The following is a 16,309-nucleotide window of genomic DNA, read 5'->3' as shown; positions in this document are numbered from 1 at the left end:
TTAGAAATTTAAAATTTTTGGTATTATTGATAATTAAATTTATTAATATGTCAATAATGTAAGGAGGAATGAACAATGGAACTTTTTGCATTGGTCATTATGGCATTATTGTGTGAAGCCATTTGGGAAACATTAAAAATGATTTGGCAAAATGGCAAATTTAGCATTGATAGATTGGGAGCTCTTATATGTGGAGTTGTAGTTGCCCTTGTGGTTAAAGTAGATATGTTCTCTTTAGTAGGCTTAACACAGACTACTAGCATAATTGGAATAGTGTTAACGGGTATAGTAATATCAAGAGGTGCAAATTTTGTTCATGATTTGATTAATACTATAAATAATGATAAATCTCTTGGAAATAATATTGATACTACTGTTAAAATCTTAGAAAATAAGACAGAAGAGAAGGCAGTTAAGGATAGTAATTCACTGAATAAGAATCTTGATGAAAATAATTCTAAAGACAAGGTGTATAGTGATATTAATAAGCACAGTTAAGGCAAGATGACAATACAATTTCTTAATCACTATTATATTTTATATGTAATAGTGATTAAGAAATTATTAAATATATAATAAAATTGGACTATTATATAAAAAAACCTTGTATATTATTCTTTTAATACTTATTATTGTAATATGATTTATTATGTTATAAAATAAGAAGAATTTTATAATGTATTAGAGGGCAAGCTAAAAAGATGAGCTTTTACATAGCACAGGAGGAATAAAATGAAATTAATATCATGGAATGTAAATGGTCTAAGAGCATGTGTTCAAAAGGGGTTCTTAGAGTTTTTTAAAGAAATAGATGCTGATATATTTTGTATACAAGAAAGTAAGTTGCAACAAGGACAAATTGATCTTCAATTAGAGGGATATAATCAATATTGGAATTATGCAGAGAAAAAGGGATATTCAGGTACAGCAATTTTTACTAAAGAAAAGCCTTTATCAGTAAGTTACGGAATTAATATTGAAGAACATGATAAAGAAGGAAGGGTTATTACTTTAGAGTTCGAAAAATTTTATATGATTACTGTTTATACTCCTAACTCGCAACAAGCATTAGCAAGATTAGAATATAGAATGAAGTGGGAAGATGATTTTCAATCATATCTTAAGGCTTTAGAAAAGAATAAACCAGTAATAGTGTGTGGTGATTTAAATGTTGCACATAAAGAGATAGATCTTAAGAATCCTAAAAGTAATAGAAAAAATGCTGGATTTACAGATGAGGAAAGAGAAAAGTTTACTAAGTTAATGGACTCTGGTTTTATTGATACCTATAGATACTTCAACCCAGATAAAGAGGGAGTATATTCATGGTGGTCTTATAGATTCAATGCAAGAAAAAATAATGCAGGGTGGAGAATAGATTATTTTTGTGTATCACAAGTATTAAAAGATAAACTTTTAAGTGCAGAAATACATTGTGATGTTTTAGGTTCAGATCATTGTCCAGTGGAATTAACAATTGATCTATAAGGTGCAAAAATTAGTTTAAGGGGGAAGTATTTATGGAATTTTTAAAAATGGCAAAGGAAGTTGAAGACCTAATAGTGGATTTTAGAAGAGATTTACATGAGAATCCTGAACTAGGTTTTGAATTATATAGAACTCAAGAACAAATAAAAAAGTTTTTAGATGAAGAGGGTATAGAATATAAGGAAACTGCTAAAACGGGAATTTGTGCAATAATAAGAGGAAATGGAGAAAAAACAATAGCTGTGAGAGGAGATATGGATGCTCTTCCTATAATGGAAAAAGGCTCTTGCTCTTATAAATCTAAGATAGAAGGTAAGATGCATGCTTGTGGTCATGATGCACATACAGCTATGGTAATAGGAACTATAAAAGTTTTAAATTCTATAAAAGACAAGTTAAAAGGAAATGTAAAATTCTTTTTTGAGCCAGCAGAGGAAACAACAGGTGGAGCTCAAGTTATGATAGAAGAAGGTGTCATGGAGAATCCAAGGGTAGATGCTATAGTTGGACTTCATGTTGAAGAATGGTTACCTTGTGGTAAAATAGGTTTAAAAAGAGGTGTTGTAAACGCTGCATCAAATCCTTTTAAAATAAAAATCATAGGAAGTGGAGGGCATGGAGCAGCACCACATAGCACTATAGACCCAGTAGTTATAGCTGCTAATGTAATATGTGGACTTCAGTCTATTGTAAGCAGAGAATTACCACCTACAGATGCTGGAGTTATAACAGTAGGTTCTATTCATGGAGGAACAGCACAAAATATTATACCAGGTGAAGTAGAATTACAAGGTATAATAAGAACTGTTAGAACTGAGCACAGAGAATATGTGAAAAAAAGATTAGTTGAAGTTACTGAGGGAATAGTTACTTCTATGAGAGGGAAATGTGAAATCTTAATAGAAGAAAGTTATCCTTGCTTATATAATGATGATACAATGTTAAATCTTTTAGAAAGCTCTGCAGAGGAGATTATAGGAAAGGACAATATTGTAAATCTAGACAATCCAAGTATGGGAGTAGAAAGCTTTGCATACTTTGCAATGGAAAAACCTTCAGTATTTTATAAATTGGGATGTGGAAATGAAGGCAAAGGAATTACTAAGGCTGCCCATAGTAATTTATTTGATATAGATGAAGAATGTTTAATTTTAGGAACTGCTATACATTGTAATGCAGTTTGGCACTTTTTAAATGACGAAAAATAGTGTATAATAAGGAGTATTGTCTAAATTCCACTGGAAATATGATTTGGAGGACCAAAAATGAGAATTGAAATAGGAACTAATGAATCGGGTCAAAGACTTGATAAGTTTTGTAGAAAATTAATGAAGGATGTACCATTAAGTGCTATATACAAAGCTATTAGAAAAGGTGATGTTAAGATTAATGGTAGAAAAAGCAAAGAAAAGTATATGCTTCAAGATGGAGATATATTTGAAACAAGAGATATTAAGTCAGAAAGAAAGAAAGTTGAGTTTATAAAAATAGATAAAAACTCTTTAAAAATATCTTATGAAGATAAAAATATATTAGTAGTAGAAAAATGGCCTGGAGTTTTAGTTCATTCAGATAAGAAAAATGGGGAGCCAACTATGACGGACCATATATTATCTTATTTAAATGAAAAGGGTGATTTTACTCCAGAAACAGAGGTAGTATTCACTCCGTCACCATGTAATAGATTAGATAGAAATACATCTGGTATGGTTATATTCGGTAAGAACTTTACTTCAACTAAGGCAATTAATGAAATGATAAGAGAAAGAAGAATAAAGAAATATTATGTTGCTGTGGTAAAGGGAAGAGTGAAGGATGGAATACATGAAGCTTATATAAGTAAAAATGAAGATAATAATATTTCTAAGGTTTACTTAGAAGAAAGAGAAAACACAAAGAAAATTGCTATGGAAGTTAAGACAATTCAAAGTGTTGGATCATATTCTTTTATAGAAATAGACTTATTAACAGGTAGAAGTCATCAGTTAAGAGCTCATTTAAGTTTCTTAGGTAATCCTATTTTAGGAGATCCTAAATACGGTGAAAGTAAAATAAATAGTTTCTTTGAGAATAAATATGGATTGTCATATCAGTTTTTATATGCATATAAACTAAATTTCAAAGATTGTCCTGATGAGTTAAGTTACTTAGAAAATAAAACTATAACTGAGAGCTTACCACCTATATTTAAAAAAATAAAAAAAGATATCTTTGATAAATTTTAAAGATACATAAAATAATAATTTAAATTATAAGTTAGTTAATTATAGTAGTTATTTTTCATATAATAGTATAATTGACTAACTACTAATTTTGAAAGTTAGTAGGATTATTATTTGTATAGGGAAAGGTGTAATTTATGAATGAAGAAATAAATTTAGAGAATAGTAATACCACTAAGGGCTTTGCTATTCTATCTATATCTGTATTAGTAGCTAAAGTACTATCTGTAGTGTATACACCTATGCTACTTAGAATACTGGGAGAAGAGGGTATAGGCATATATTCCTCTAGTTATCAAATATATGTATTTATATATATGATAGCAACGGCTGGAATACCTACTGCTATTGCCAAATGTGTTTCACAGTCCTTAGCAGTTGGAAATCCTAAGGATGCTATAAAGTCTTTTAAGATAGCACGAAGCTTATTGTTTGTTATAGGCTTAATATTATCTATATTAATGTGGATTTTTGCGGAAGAACTATGTATGTTTATAGAAAGTCCGGATGCTGTAATTGCTGTAAAGGCTTTATCACCAACCATATTTATAACAGCTATATTAAGTACATATAGAGGATATTTCCAAGGTAGAAATAATATGACACCTTCTGCAATATCACAGGTTGTGGAGCAAGTGGTTAATATACCTTTAAGTTTAATTCCAGCTATTGTCTTGTCAAAATATGGCCTTAGATGGGGTGTAGCAGGTGGAACCATAGGTACTACCTTAGGAGCTTTATGCGCTACTTTAATTATGATGAGAACTTATAGCAAACAAAAGACCATAAGAATATCAAGAGGATCTAAAGCTAATATAAGATCTAGTAGTAATAAAGCTTTATTAAAAAAGATACTTGCATATACTTTACCAATAACCATTTGTGTTTGTCTACAAAACTTAGGGTTATTACTAGATCCAAAGGTTATAAAATCACAGTTAGCTCTTAATTATGCTATTGGTGATGTAGAGGTATACTGGGGTATTTTATATCAATTTAATACTTTAATTAATATACCTATAACTATAATAATGTCTTTAGCTATAGCTATTTTACCAGTTATATCTGGTTTGGTAGCTTTAGAAGATAAAAAGAAATTAAAAGAAAAAATTAATTATAGTTTTAGAATATGTTTTTTAGTTGCAATTCCATCGGTTGTTGGGTTAATGGTTTTAAGTTCCCCAATATGTAGATTTTTAGGATATAGCCAAGGAGCAAGTAAGTTACTTTTATATGGTTCAGTTATATTGGTGCTTATGTGTATTATGCAATTACAAACAGCTATATTACAGGGAATAGATAAACTATACTTAGCTACTGGATTTGCTATTGTAGGAATTGTTACGCGACTAGTTGTAAGTTATGTGCTAGTAGCAATGCCTAGTGTTAATATTTTAGGTGCAGTTGCAGGTATTGCAGCAGGAGTTTTAGTGCCAGTAATATTAAGTAGTATTTCAATAAATGGATATTTGAAAGGTAAAGTGAGATATTTTAAATTACTAAAGAAACCATTAATAGCTTCTTTGCTAATGGGAATAGTTACATATATGAGTTTTTATATAGTTAATTTTATTCTTGGAATGATTTCTACAGGATATATTATGAATGCTATTTCTACTTTAGTTGCTATTAGTATTGGTGGATTTAGTTATATATATACTTTAATACTAATTGGAGGGTTTACTAAATCAGATTTATCATCTTTCCCATCAATAGTTGTAAGAACTATGCCGAATTTTATGAAGAAAATTATGAAACCTTAAGTTAAGAGTAAATAGGCTGTGGTATGAAAATGACTTACAGTTTGAAAACCCCAAGTTAATTATAACTTGGGGTTTTATTATTAAAGTTAATTTCTTTTAATGCTTAATCTTTTAGTGCTTTGGGAAAAACGATTCAAAATTAAAGAAGTAAAAAGTAAGGTGAATCCTACACAAATTATTGCAATGTTTTTAAAGTAAAATAAGGAGTTTGGTATAACAATATTAAGAATCTTTATAAAGTAGAATGTTAATATAGTTAAACAAATATCTATTATTATTTCTCCTAAACCAATAGGCAAGTAAAGCTCTTTGCATATTGCATATAAATTTAATAGGCAACTTATCACTGAAGTTATTAACATTGTAATTCCGTAACCCTTAATGTTAATTGAAGGTATACCCATTAAAAAGTAAAATAATATAATTTCTAATACAGCACTTATTAATGAGTTTATTAAAACTATTTTTTGTTTTCCTAAACCATTTAATATGCCGGTAGTAGACCCGAAAATATATATAAAAGGAGCAGATAAAGCAGCTAAACTAATATATGGCCCTATATCATTAACTTTAAAAAACATTTGCCCTAAGGCGTCAGGTATACAAATGCAAATAATTAAATTTGAAATTCCTATTAATAAAGAAATTTTAATTACATCCTTTGTCCTTTTCTCCATGGAACGATAATGCCCTAAGGCATTGCTTTTTGAGATATCAGGAGTAAGTAAAGTAGAAATAGAACTTATTATAACCATAGGGAAAAAGACTATGGTAAGTGCCATTCCAGAGAACTTTCCAATCATGCTCAACGCATCAGCATAAGATATTCCGGCATAAAGTAATCTTCTAGGTATAAGCAAAGTTGAAAAACCGGATAAAGTTGTTGTTAAAAAAGCATTTAAACACAAGGGTGCAGCTATAGCCAAGATATTAAATAATAACTGAGCACTATTTTCTGTTCTATGATGACCAGTGGATTTTAACTTTTTCTTATTAGCCCTATAGTAAATAAATAGTAATATGAAGCTTATAAATTCACCTATAGTTAAAGCTAGATAACTAATAGTTACTGTAGCAGTTATGTTGGTATTATTAATTGCTAAAATTAAGGCTGATATTGACAACATTCTTATGGTTTTTTCAAAAATATCAATAAAAGCTGGTATTTTAACGGATGAAATACCGAAAAAATATCCTTTGTATACTGCTGCAAAGCTAATAAATAATATTGCAGGAGCTATAACCCACAATGAATATAGGGTTCTAGAATCCTTTACAACATAATTACTTATTAATGGAGAAACGAAAACTAATAGTAAAGCAAAAAATGCAGACCATATAAATTCAAAAATAATAGTTATATGTACTGATTTATTTAAGTTCTTAAAATCCTTAGCGCTTAAATAACCTGCTGCTTCTTTAGAAAGAGCGGTCATTATACCTCCCGATGTAATACAGCAAAAGATATCATAAACAGGCATGATAAGTCCATAAAGTCCAAGTCCCTCGGAACCGAGTTTTCTTGATAACAACATGGAAAATACAAATCTTAAAATACCAGTAACTAAATTAGAAGTAGTTAAGATAATAGTATTTTTATAAAAGTTATCTCTACTCATGTGTATCCCCCTAAAAATTATTAAATTATGTTTTACATGCAAAATAAATAAAAAATACATGTAATAATAATTACTATGAGAAAACATTAAATTATATTCTGATAAATAATACTTATATTAAATTTAAAAGTTATTTCATATATATAAAAGGAATTAAATATAAATATATTAAATAAATAATATTTTGGAGGAAAGTGCATGAAAAAGGGAATATGTTTAGGCGTTATAATAGTGTGTTTATCTGCCTTAATATATGTATATAATCCTATGGATAATAAGGAAAAATATAATTTGGTGGATAAAGAACATTTATCATCTGGGGTAGTTCACAAAGGAATAAAAGGGGTAGTTGATTTTGTTTATGATGAGGAAGAAAATTTATACATAGCATATAAGGACAAAATTCAATTTATAAATAAAAAAGGATATAGTAAGAATATATTTAAAAATAAAAAAATGGATATAAAGAGTTTAGAGTACTCTAATGGAAAATTATATTTTTCATCCTTTTGTAGTATTTATGAGTATGATTTGGTTAAGAATATTAATAAAGAGATAGTAAAAAATTTACCTAACAAAGGTGATTATAATGAAAGCTTATTAAAAATAAAAGATAATTATATGTATATATCTGTAGGTGCTGCTACTAATTCAGGAGTGGTAGGAGAAGATAATAAATGGTTGAAGGATTATCCGGAGAACTGTGATATTTCACCTAATGATATAAGTTTAAAAGGAGATGTTTTTAATAATACAGGAGCCTTTGTAGCTTATGATAAAAAAAATGAAAAGGGTGAAATAATAAAAGGAGTTACACCAGGAAATTCAAGTGTTTTAATTTACAATTTAGAAACCAATGCAATGGAAACTTATGCTTGGGGAATAAGAAATATTAAGGGTATGGATTTTAATAGTGAAGAAAAACTTATAGCTTCTGTTGGCGGCATAGAGGATAGAGGAGCAAGACCATTAAAAAATGACGTTGATTATATATATAGTTTAAAGAAGAATGTTTGGTATGGGTTTCCAGACTATAGTGGGGGAGATCCAGTGAATTCACCTAGATTTCAAGATGATAACTCTAAAACACAAGAGTTTATCTTAGATAAGCATCCTAACTATAACCCACCCTCTCCGATATATCAACATGACTCTATAGATTCTCTATCATGTTTAGCTATAGATAAGAATGGATATGTAGGAGAAAAGGACGATATATATTTTTATGATTATAAAGGTAAGACTCTTCTGAAATGTAATAAAGAAAATATAATTACAGAGGAATTAAATGTTTCAGAAGGTGAAATTACAAAAATAAAAATATTTAAGGATAATATATATATTCTGGATAAAAAATCTGGTATAATATATAAAATTGGAAAAAAATAAAAAGTATATAGTAAACTTTAGAAAATAAAATATTAAACATTTATAGTTGGATGACATAAAAATATATAAGGACCTAAGACTTTAATATAAGATATTATATAAGTCTTTGATGAAATTAATTGTAAGCGAGTGATGATAGTGAAAGAAAAGATAGAATATATATATGGATCAACTATAAAGTATGCCTTTAAAGCAGTTAATCCAATAAAGAAAAAAATTATGAAGACTCCATGTATAGTTCATAAATTTATCAATAGAAAAGCTCTAGATATTTTAAGAAAAGAAAATGAAATTGAAGCATATAGGTTTTTTTATAGATATATAGATGAATTAAATCAAGGAGTAGTTTGGGCTGATCAAGATTTTAAAAGTATAAATCACTTTTTTCATCATAAGAAAGAAAAGGGTTTATATGGCTTTTCTAATGCCTTTAAATTATGCGAAGATTATTATGAAAAGTCTATTAGATTTTGTGTAGACGGAAATATAAAAGCTGCCATGTTTTATTTAGGTGCAGCATGTCATTTGATTCAAGACTCCACAGTACCTCATCATGTTCATAATAAGCTTTTAAAACAGCATAGAAGCTTTGAATTATGGATTAAATATGAATTGGTGTCAGGAAATTGTTTTAATGACATAGGTTCAATAACTAGATATGGAGATTTATATGAGTATATAAAAAGCAATGCTAAAAATGCATATGAAATATATTATAAATGTGAAGGGCTCCATGATATAAATCTAAGATATAAAATAATATCAGATAATATTATTTTAAAAGCTCAAAGTTCTACAGCAGGGGTACTTATGGATTTTTATGAAATATACAAAAAAAGCTTAGTGAAATAAAAGAAGTTATATAAAGTTTTAAAATAAAGGGGAGACAAGAAATTATGTCTTCCCTTTATTTAATTGACGAAAAAATATAACTAATTATCTTGATTATTTATTGTATTAAATGAAAAAAAATACATATTCATTGATTATTTATTCAATTATGATAAAATTATAAGAAAATACTTAGAAGGGAAGAAAATAAATGAAAGTTTTATTAACTGCTATAAACTCTCAATATGTTCATAGTAATTTAGCTATTAAGTATCTACGAGCGTATACAAAGGACATAGATTACGATTTAGAACTTGTGGAGTACACCATAAATGATAGAAAAGAGAGGGTACTCGAAGATATTTTATTTAGAAATCCAGATGTAATAACTTTTTCTTGTTATATATGGAATATAGAATATATTAATGAACTTGTTAAGTTGATTAGATTATTAAATAAAAATATAAAGATAGTAATAGGCGGACCAGAGGTAAGTTACAATAATGAAAACCTATTAAGAAATAATACTGCTGATTACATAATAGTAGGGGAAGGAGAAGCAAGCTATAGAGAGTTAATACTTTATTTAAAAGGTGAGATTAAAGATATAAGGGAAGTTAAAGGAATTTACTTCAAAGAAAATGAAAATATAATTTTTAATGGCTATAGAGAAATATTAGATTTTAACTCTGTTAAGTTTCCTTATGAAGAAGAGGATGATTTGGATAATAAAATAGTATACTATGAAGCTTCTAGAGGGTGTCCATTTAGATGCAAGTATTGTTTATCATCAGTGGATAGAAAGGTTAGATTTTTAAATTTAGATAGAGTAAAAAGTGAGCTTCAATATTTCATAGACAAGAAAGTAAAATTAGTTAAGTTTGTTGATAGAACTTTTAATTGTAAGCATGACTTCTCTATGGGTATATGGGAATTTTTAATAAATGCACATACTGATACAAAGTTTCACTTTGAAATTTCTGCTGATTTATTAAATGAAGAAGAAATAACTTTACTTAAGAAAGCACCTAAGGGAAGATTTCAATTTGAGGTTGGAGTACAAACAACTAATGATGAAGTTTTAAAAAATATTAATAGACAAGTTAAGTTCAATAAAATTAAGGAAAATGTAAAGGCTATTTCACAGGGTAAAAATATAATGCAACATTTAGATTTAATAGCAGGTTTACCTGATGAAGATTTTGAATCCTTTAAAAAATCTTTTAACGATGTATATGAAATAAAACCAGATGAAATACAATTAGGATTTTTGAAAATAATAAAAGGTTCTCCTATGGCGGATGAAGTAGAAATGTGGGGAATGATATATTCACCATTTACACCTTATGAAATATTAAAGACTAACAGTATAAGCTATTATGAACTAATTCTTTTGAAAAGAGTAGAAGAAATGGTAGATAAATATTATAATACAGGGAAATTTGAAAATATAATAAATTATTTTGTAAGAAAGTTTGAATCACCCTTTGATTTTTATTATGAATTAGGTAACTTTTTCTATGATAAGGGATATTTCAATAGAAGTATATCCTCATCACAATATTATAAAGTATTTTTAGAGTTTAATAATGAAGTATTAAAAGAAGAGCAATGTATACTTAAAGAAATTATAAAATTCGACTATATGAAATACAATAAGAAAAAGTGGATACCTGAATTTTTAAATCCTCATATGGACAAAAAAGAAGAAAGAGAGCTTAAAGAAAAACTTAGTAGTATAGAACTAGGTATTGAGAAGAATAATATACATATTGAAAAATACAATATAAAAATAAGTGAATTCATAAAGAATTTTACACTAAATAATATACCTGAGTACGTTGCTTATGATGTAAAAGATGAAGAAAAAATTGTTTTTATATGTTAAATAAATATCAACTAAAATAGTATACTATTAAATTTCTTTGAAAAATAAAAAGATAAAAGATGAAAGAGAAAGATTCGAGTTCAAATAAATGTAAAAAAAGCTAAAAAAAGAGTAGTGAAATACGATTTTTGCAAAAATTTTGAATGTAAATTAGAAATTATTAAAAAATTGACAAAAAAGAAAGTTAAGAAATTATTAAATTCTAGTAAAAAACTTGAAAAAGTTTATGAAATTATGTATAATTTAAGTTGTAATTAATACTATATAATACAATGATAATTATGTATTAAGAGATTATCATTGCTATAAAATAAGTATTCATTATTATAAATAATTAGTTTTGTTATAAAGGTGGTGATATATTGGCAATCGAAGCTATTAAACAAATACAAGAAAGCGAAGAAAAGGCTAAAGAACTTTTAGAGAAATCTCAAGAAGAATCCAAGTCTTTGATCAAAGAAGCTCAAACAAAAGCTAAGAATCAATATGAAGAAATTTTGAAAAAAGCAAAACAAGAATCAAGTTTAATACTTGAAAAGGCTCTTGAAGAAGGGCAAAGAGATGCAGAACCTATTATTTCTAAAGGAAATGAAGAGGTACAGGCATTCAAAAATTTAGAAAAACAAAAATTTGAAAAAGCTGTGAATTTAGTGATTGAGAGGATAGTGAGATTAAATGGCAATTGTTAAAATGAATAAATTTACATTGTTAACCTTTGAATCACAAAAAGAAACTTTACTTAAAAACCTTCAAAAGTTTGAAGAAGTAGAATTTATTAATTTAGGAGACAAAGAATTAGAAGTTTATAAAGGACTTTTAAATGATTCTGAGTCTTTAAAAGTATCAGAGCTACAAGGAGACTTAGCTAAAGTAAACTTTTCTATAAACTATTTAAATAAGTATAAAGAAAAAGTTTCTGTTATTAAGCAATTAAAAGAAGGTAAGAAAACTTTATCTTGCAATGAGCTTGAAACTAAAGTTAAGGATATTTTATGGGTTGATACTTATGACTTTTTAAAAGATAAGGAAGCTAGAATTTTAGCACTTAAGAATAAAAAGTCAAAGATTAGCTCAGAAATAGAAGTTATAAGACCTTGGTTAAACTTTGATGCTCAATTTAGTGATTTGAAGAAGTTTAATTGGTGTAGTTCATTTATAGGATCTATTCCTAGAAATCTTCAGAGTGAATTTTTAGAAAAGTTCAACAATGAAGTTCCAGAGTCTTACGTTGAATTTATTGAGGAAGTAAAAGATGAGATTACTCTTATAATTTTAGTTCACAAAGATTTAAGTGAAAAGGCTATGGATATTCTAAAGGATTTTGCATTTGCAAAAGCTAACATAGAGTATGATGGAAATCCTAAAGAAATCAGAAAAAGCTTTAAAGAAGAAATCGAACAATTAAATTTAGAAGAACAAGAAATTGAAGAGGCCATTGCTTCAAAAGCTGAATTGTTATTTGAGTTAGAGTTAGTTCATGAACACATAACTAATGAGATTATAAAACATGAAGCTAGTGAAAATTTCTTAAAAACTTCTAATGTAACAGTAATAGAAGGTTGGGTTCCAAGAGAACAAACTGAAAAATTACAAGGAGTTTTAAAAGAAACCTTAGGAGAAAGTTTTTATTTTGAAATGGAAGAAGCTGAAACAGCAGATGTTGAAGAAGAGGAAATTCCAATTAAATTAAAAAATAATCCTGTGGCTGAAAACTTTGAGTCTATTACAGAAATGTATAGTTTACCACACTACTCAGAAATTGACCCTACGCCATTATTAACACCATTTTATTTATTATTCTTTGGTATGATGGTAGCTGATGCGGGCTATGCTCTAGTAATGTTTGTAGGCTCAATGCTTGCACTTAAGTTATTTAACTTAGATGAAGGTAAAAAGAAGTTTGTTAAGTTTTTCTTATATTTAAGTATACCAACAGCTTTAGTAGGTATGGTTTACGGAAGTTATTTTGGTGATGCTTTAAGCGGATTTGGTGTTAAAGGATTAATAGATCCAGGAAATGATGTAATTACTATACTTATATCTGCAATGCTATTTGGTTTAATTCAACTATTTGTTGGATTAGGTATAAAAGGATACATGTTCATAAGAGAAGGAAAATATTTAGACGCTATATATGATACATGTTCTTGGTATGCAGCTATTATAGGTGGTATTATACTATTTGCTAACTTCCAAATGGGTGGATTACCAAGTGGTTTGGTAACTTTTGGTAAATGGCTTATGATAATTGGTATGGTAGCCATAGTTCTTACTCAAGGAAGAGAAAGTAAGAGCATAGGTGGAAAATTAGGAGGCGGATTATATTCTCTATATGGTATCACAGGATATGTAGGGGATTTAGTTTCTTATTCAAGACTTATGGCTTTAGGACTTTCAGGGGGTTCCATTGCAGGTGCATTCAATGTTATGATTGGATACTTACCAAGTGGAATTGCTCAAATAGTTGGAGGAGCATTATTATTTGTAGGTGCTCACGTATTTAACTTGTTACTAGGTGGATTAGGTGCTTATGTTCATACATGTAGACTTGAATATGTTGAATATTTTAGTAAGTTCTATGTTGGTGGAGGAAGAGCATTCAAACCATTTAAATTTAAAAATGAATATATCAATATAAAGGATAACTAGGAGGAATTTAAAATGACATTTAGTGATTTTTTAACTAATAATTTAGGATTAGCATTAGCTACATTAGGTATGGCTTTAGCAGTAATATTACCAGGTATAGGTTCAGCTAAAGGTGTTGGATTAGTTGGTGAATCAGCAGCAGGCTTACTTACAGAGGAACCAGAAAAGTTTGGTAAAGCTTTAGTTCTTCAATTACTACCAGGTACACAAGGTCTTTATGGATTCGTTATAGGTTTCTTAGTGTTTGGTAAATTAACAATGGACTTATCAATTGTTCAAGGTGCATATATTTTATTTGCTTGTTTACCAATTGCTTTTGCTGGTTGGAAGTCAGCTATTGCTCAGGCTAAAACAGCTGCAGCAGGTATTGCTATACTAGCTAAAAACCCATCTCACGTAACAAAAGGAATCATGTTATCAGCGATGGTTGAAACATATGCATTATTAGGATTCGTTATTTCATTCTTATTAGTTAACAAAACTTTCTAATTTGATGGTATAACTCTAATTTAAGGGATGTGAAGTCATGTCAAATATAAATAATTTAACTAATAAAATTATGGATGATGCTCAATTAAGAGCAAAATCCATAATTGAAGAAGCTAAAAAAGCAGAGACAGATATAATCTCTAAGAAGGTTTCTGAAGCTGAAAAAATCAAAGCTCAAATGATTGAAAAAAGCAAAGAAGAAGGACTTAGAAAAAAAGAAAGAATTATATCTAGTGCTCATTTAAAAGTTAGAAATGATAAATTAACTGCAAAGCAAGAAATGATCAGTGATGTTTTTGAAAAAAGCATAGAGAAATTAAATGCTATGGATGATAAAGAATTTTTAGAGTTCATGAAGGCATCTTTATTAAGTGCTAACTTATCAGGAGATGAACTTATAGTTGTTTCAGATAATTTTAAAAAAGCAGTTGATGATAAGTTCTTAAAATCAGTTAATGATGAATTAAACAAACTAGATAAGGTTGGAAAATTAACTTTAGCTAGTGAAGAGAGAAATATAAAACCAGGGTTCATTGTGATTAAAAATGGTATAGAATTAAACTATACTTTTGAAGCACTAGTGAATTCTTATAGAGAAGAGCTAGGATATGAGGTAGCTAATGCTCTATTCAATTAAAAATTGAGGAGGGTGGCCTAATGGAAGATTTAAAATTTACGCAGGCTGTATCTAGATTAAGAGTTCTAGAAAAAAGGCTCCTTGACAAATCGAAAATAGAAAGAATGATTGATAGTGCATCTGCTGATGAGGTTCTTAGAATACTTAGTGAAACAGAGTATGCTAACTTAATGTCTGATGTAAAAAGAGCAGAGGACTATGAATTGTTACTAAGTAAGGAGTTAAAGAGAGTTTACTCTCTTATTTATGAAATCTCTCCTGATAAAACCATAATAGATATAATGTCACTTAGAAATGACTATCATAATATTAAGGTTTTACTAAAAGGAAAAGCTTTGGATAAAGATTTAGACTATTTATTAATGCCAGATGGAAATATGGATGTTAATGAATTAAAGTCTGCAATACAAAGTGGAGATTTAAGAGATTTAAATCCTATGGCTAAGATGGCTATAGAAGAAGTTAACAAAATATTTGCTGATACAAAAGACCCACAGCAGATAGATATAATAGTTGATAGATATATGTTTGCTCATATGCTAGATATGGCTAAAACAACAAAAATGGATTTCTTAATTGATTATGTAAAAATTACTATAGATTTTACTAACATTAAAACTTTAATAAGAGTTAAAAAACAACAAAAGGATGTTAAATTCTTAAGAGAAGTCTTAATTGATGGTGGAACAATATCTTTAGATAAATTTACTATATCATTAAATGATTCACTAGAAAACTTTATGTCTAAGATACGTGCAACAAAATATTTTGATATTATTAAGGTTGGTATAGAAGAATATATAAGCACTAATAAACTTACAGCCTTAGAAAAAATTTGTGATAACTATATAATGGATTACATTAAGAAAGCAAAATATATAACTTTCGGTGCAGAGCCATTAATAGCATATGTTTTAGCTAAGGAAACAGAAATAAAAATTATTAGGATTATCATGGTTGGTAAACTTAATAATATTGCCCCTGAAGTTATTAGAGAAAGGGTGCGTGATGTATATGTATAAGATTGGTGTTGTTGGAGACAAAGACTCTATATTAGCTTTTAAAGCAATTGGAATAGATGTTTATCCTGTGGTAGAGGCGGATGAAGCTAAAAAGACAATTGATAGATTAGCAATGAATAATTATGGTGTAATATTTGTTACTGAGCAAATTGCACAAAATATCGAAGAAACTGTAGAGAGATATAATAAACAGATGCTTCCTGCCATTATATTGATTCCAAGTAATCAAGGCTCGCTGAACATAGGAATGCAAAGAATCAGTGATAACGTAGAAAAAGCAGTGGGCGTTAATATTTTATAGAAAGGTAGGTA

At 28.2% G+C, this 16,309-nt stretch carries 15 protein-coding genes; 14 read left to right on the top strand and 1 reads right to left on the bottom strand.

Going from position 1 to position 16,309, the window contains the following annotated elements:
* Positions 1 to 75 precede the first annotated feature (75 nt).
* The 5 genes from BUA48_RS15505 (at position 76) to BUA48_RS03825 (ending at position 5,473) form a co-directional block, all read left to right on the top strand.
* Positions 76 to 498, top strand: coding sequence for a hypothetical protein (locus BUA48_RS15505; RefSeq protein WP_072830240.1), 423 nt, complete (start codon positions 76 to 78; stop codon positions 496 to 498).
* A 234-nt stretch (positions 499 to 732) separates the two neighbouring features.
* Complete coding sequence (locus BUA48_RS03840) at positions 733 to 1,488, top strand: exodeoxyribonuclease III (RefSeq protein WP_072830238.1); 756 nt, start codon at positions 733 to 735, stop codon at positions 1,486 to 1,488.
* A 32-nt stretch (positions 1,489 to 1,520) separates the two neighbouring features.
* Positions 1,521 to 2,696, top strand: coding sequence for a M20 metallopeptidase family protein (locus BUA48_RS03835; protein WP_072830236.1), 1,176 nt, complete (start codon positions 1,521 to 1,523; stop codon positions 2,694 to 2,696).
* 57 nt (positions 2,697 to 2,753) lie between these two features.
* Complete coding sequence (locus BUA48_RS03830) at positions 2,754 to 3,713, top strand: RluA family pseudouridine synthase (protein ID WP_072830234.1); 960 nt, start codon at positions 2,754 to 2,756, stop codon at positions 3,711 to 3,713.
* A gap of 134 nt (positions 3,714 to 3,847) precedes the next feature.
* Positions 3,848 to 5,473, top strand: coding sequence for a putative polysaccharide biosynthesis protein (locus BUA48_RS03825; RefSeq protein WP_072830232.1), 1,626 nt, complete (start codon positions 3,848 to 3,850; stop codon positions 5,471 to 5,473).
* A gap of 86 nt (positions 5,474 to 5,559) precedes the next feature.
* Here the strand turns inward: BUA48_RS03825 and spoVB are convergent, their stop codons facing one another.
* Complete coding sequence (gene spoVB / locus BUA48_RS03820) at positions 5,560 to 7,092, bottom strand: stage V sporulation protein B (protein ID WP_072830231.1); 1,533 nt, start codon at positions 7,090 to 7,092, stop codon at positions 5,560 to 5,562.
* Between the two features lie 198 nt (positions 7,093 to 7,290).
* Here spoVB and BUA48_RS03815 point away from each other — a divergent pair, with 198 nt between their 5' ends.
* The 9 genes from BUA48_RS03815 to BUA48_RS03775 all read left to right on the top strand — a co-directional run bounded on the left by BUA48_RS03815 (position 7,291) and on the right by BUA48_RS03775 (position 16,298).
* Complete coding sequence (locus tag BUA48_RS03815) at positions 7,291 to 8,481, top strand: PQQ-dependent sugar dehydrogenase family protein (protein WP_072830229.1); 1,191 nt, start codon at positions 7,291 to 7,293, stop codon at positions 8,479 to 8,481.
* A gap of 138 nt (positions 8,482 to 8,619) precedes the next feature.
* On the top strand, positions 8,620 to 9,333 hold the full coding sequence (locus BUA48_RS03810) for a zinc dependent phospholipase C family protein (RefSeq protein ID WP_072830227.1): 714 nt from the start codon (positions 8,620 to 8,622) through the stop codon (positions 9,331 to 9,333).
* Between the two features lie 190 nt (positions 9,334 to 9,523).
* Entirely contained in the window at positions 9,524 to 11,200 is a 1,677-nt protein-coding gene (locus BUA48_RS03805; RefSeq protein ID WP_072830225.1) for a B12-binding domain-containing radical SAM protein, read from the top strand.
* Between the two features lie 362 nt (positions 11,201 to 11,562).
* Complete coding sequence (locus BUA48_RS03800; protein ID WP_072830223.1) at positions 11,563 to 11,889, top strand: ATPase; 327 nt, start codon at positions 11,563 to 11,565, stop codon at positions 11,887 to 11,889.
* Complete coding sequence (locus BUA48_RS03795) at positions 11,876 to 13,849, top strand: V-type ATP synthase subunit I (RefSeq protein WP_072830221.1); 1,974 nt, start codon at positions 11,876 to 11,878, stop codon at positions 13,847 to 13,849. Before BUA48_RS03800 ends, BUA48_RS03795 begins: the two co-directional genes overlap by 14 nt.
* Positions 13,850 to 13,861: 12 nt before the next feature.
* Complete coding sequence (locus BUA48_RS03790; protein ID WP_072830219.1) at positions 13,862 to 14,338, top strand: V-type ATP synthase subunit K; 477 nt, start codon at positions 13,862 to 13,864, stop codon at positions 14,336 to 14,338.
* Between the two features lie 37 nt (positions 14,339 to 14,375).
* The gene (locus BUA48_RS03785; protein WP_072830217.1) at positions 14,376 to 14,975 is read left to right on the top strand and encodes a V-type ATP synthase subunit E; all 600 of its coding nucleotides are present in this window, start codon (positions 14,376 to 14,378) and stop codon (positions 14,973 to 14,975) included.
* A gap of 20 nt (positions 14,976 to 14,995) precedes the next feature.
* Positions 14,996 to 15,997, top strand: a complete 1,002-nt coding sequence (locus BUA48_RS03780; protein WP_072830215.1) for a V-type ATP synthase subunit C — start codon at positions 14,996 to 14,998, stop codon at positions 15,995 to 15,997.
* Positions 15,990 to 16,298, top strand: a complete 309-nt coding sequence (locus tag BUA48_RS03775; protein ID WP_072830566.1) for a V-type ATP synthase subunit F — start codon at positions 15,990 to 15,992, stop codon at positions 16,296 to 16,298. Before BUA48_RS03780 ends, BUA48_RS03775 begins: the two co-directional genes overlap by 8 nt.
* Positions 16,299 to 16,309 lie beyond the last annotated feature (11 nt).

Origin of the sequence: Clostridium collagenovorans DSM 3089 (assembly GCF_900130005.1) — a bacterium.
Lineage (GTDB): Bacteria > Bacillota > Clostridia > Clostridiales > Clostridiaceae > Clostridium_D > Clostridium_D collagenovorans.
The sequence above is the reverse complement of the archived record's forward strand: the minus strand, read 5'-3'. Positions and strand labels throughout refer to the sequence as shown.

Coding starts and splice junctions, on each gene's coding strand:
- BUA48_RS15505 (WP_072830240.1), top strand. CDS start 76: ATGGAACTTTTTGCATTGGTCATTATGGCATTATTGTGTGAAGCCATT.
- BUA48_RS03840 (WP_072830238.1), top strand. CDS start 733: ATGAAATTAATATCATGGAATGTAAATGGTCTAAGAGCATGTGTTCAA.
- BUA48_RS03835 (WP_072830236.1), top strand. CDS start 1,521: ATGGAATTTTTAAAAATGGCAAAGGAAGTTGAAGACCTAATAGTGGAT.
- BUA48_RS03830 (WP_072830234.1), top strand. CDS start 2,754: ATGAGAATTGAAATAGGAACTAATGAATCGGGTCAAAGACTTGATAAG.
- BUA48_RS03825 (WP_072830232.1), top strand. CDS start 3,848: ATGAATGAAGAAATAAATTTAGAGAATAGTAATACCACTAAGGGCTTT.
- spoVB (WP_072830231.1), bottom strand. CDS start 7,092: ATGAGTAGAGATAACTTTTATAAAAATACTATTATCTTAACTACTTCT.
- BUA48_RS03815 (WP_072830229.1), top strand. CDS start 7,291: ATGAAAAAGGGAATATGTTTAGGCGTTATAATAGTGTGTTTATCTGCC.
- BUA48_RS03805 (WP_072830225.1), top strand. CDS start 9,524: ATGAAAGTTTTATTAACTGCTATAAACTCTCAATATGTTCATAGTAAT.
- BUA48_RS03795 (WP_072830221.1), top strand. CDS start 11,876: ATGGCAATTGTTAAAATGAATAAATTTACATTGTTAACCTTTGAATCA.
- BUA48_RS03790 (WP_072830219.1), top strand. CDS start 13,862: ATGACATTTAGTGATTTTTTAACTAATAATTTAGGATTAGCATTAGCT.
- BUA48_RS03785 (WP_072830217.1), top strand. CDS start 14,376: ATGTCAAATATAAATAATTTAACTAATAAAATTATGGATGATGCTCAA.
- BUA48_RS03780 (WP_072830215.1), top strand. CDS start 14,996: ATGGAAGATTTAAAATTTACGCAGGCTGTATCTAGATTAAGAGTTCTA.
- BUA48_RS03775 (WP_072830566.1), top strand. CDS start 15,990: ATGTATAAGATTGGTGTTGTTGGAGACAAAGACTCTATATTAGCTTTT.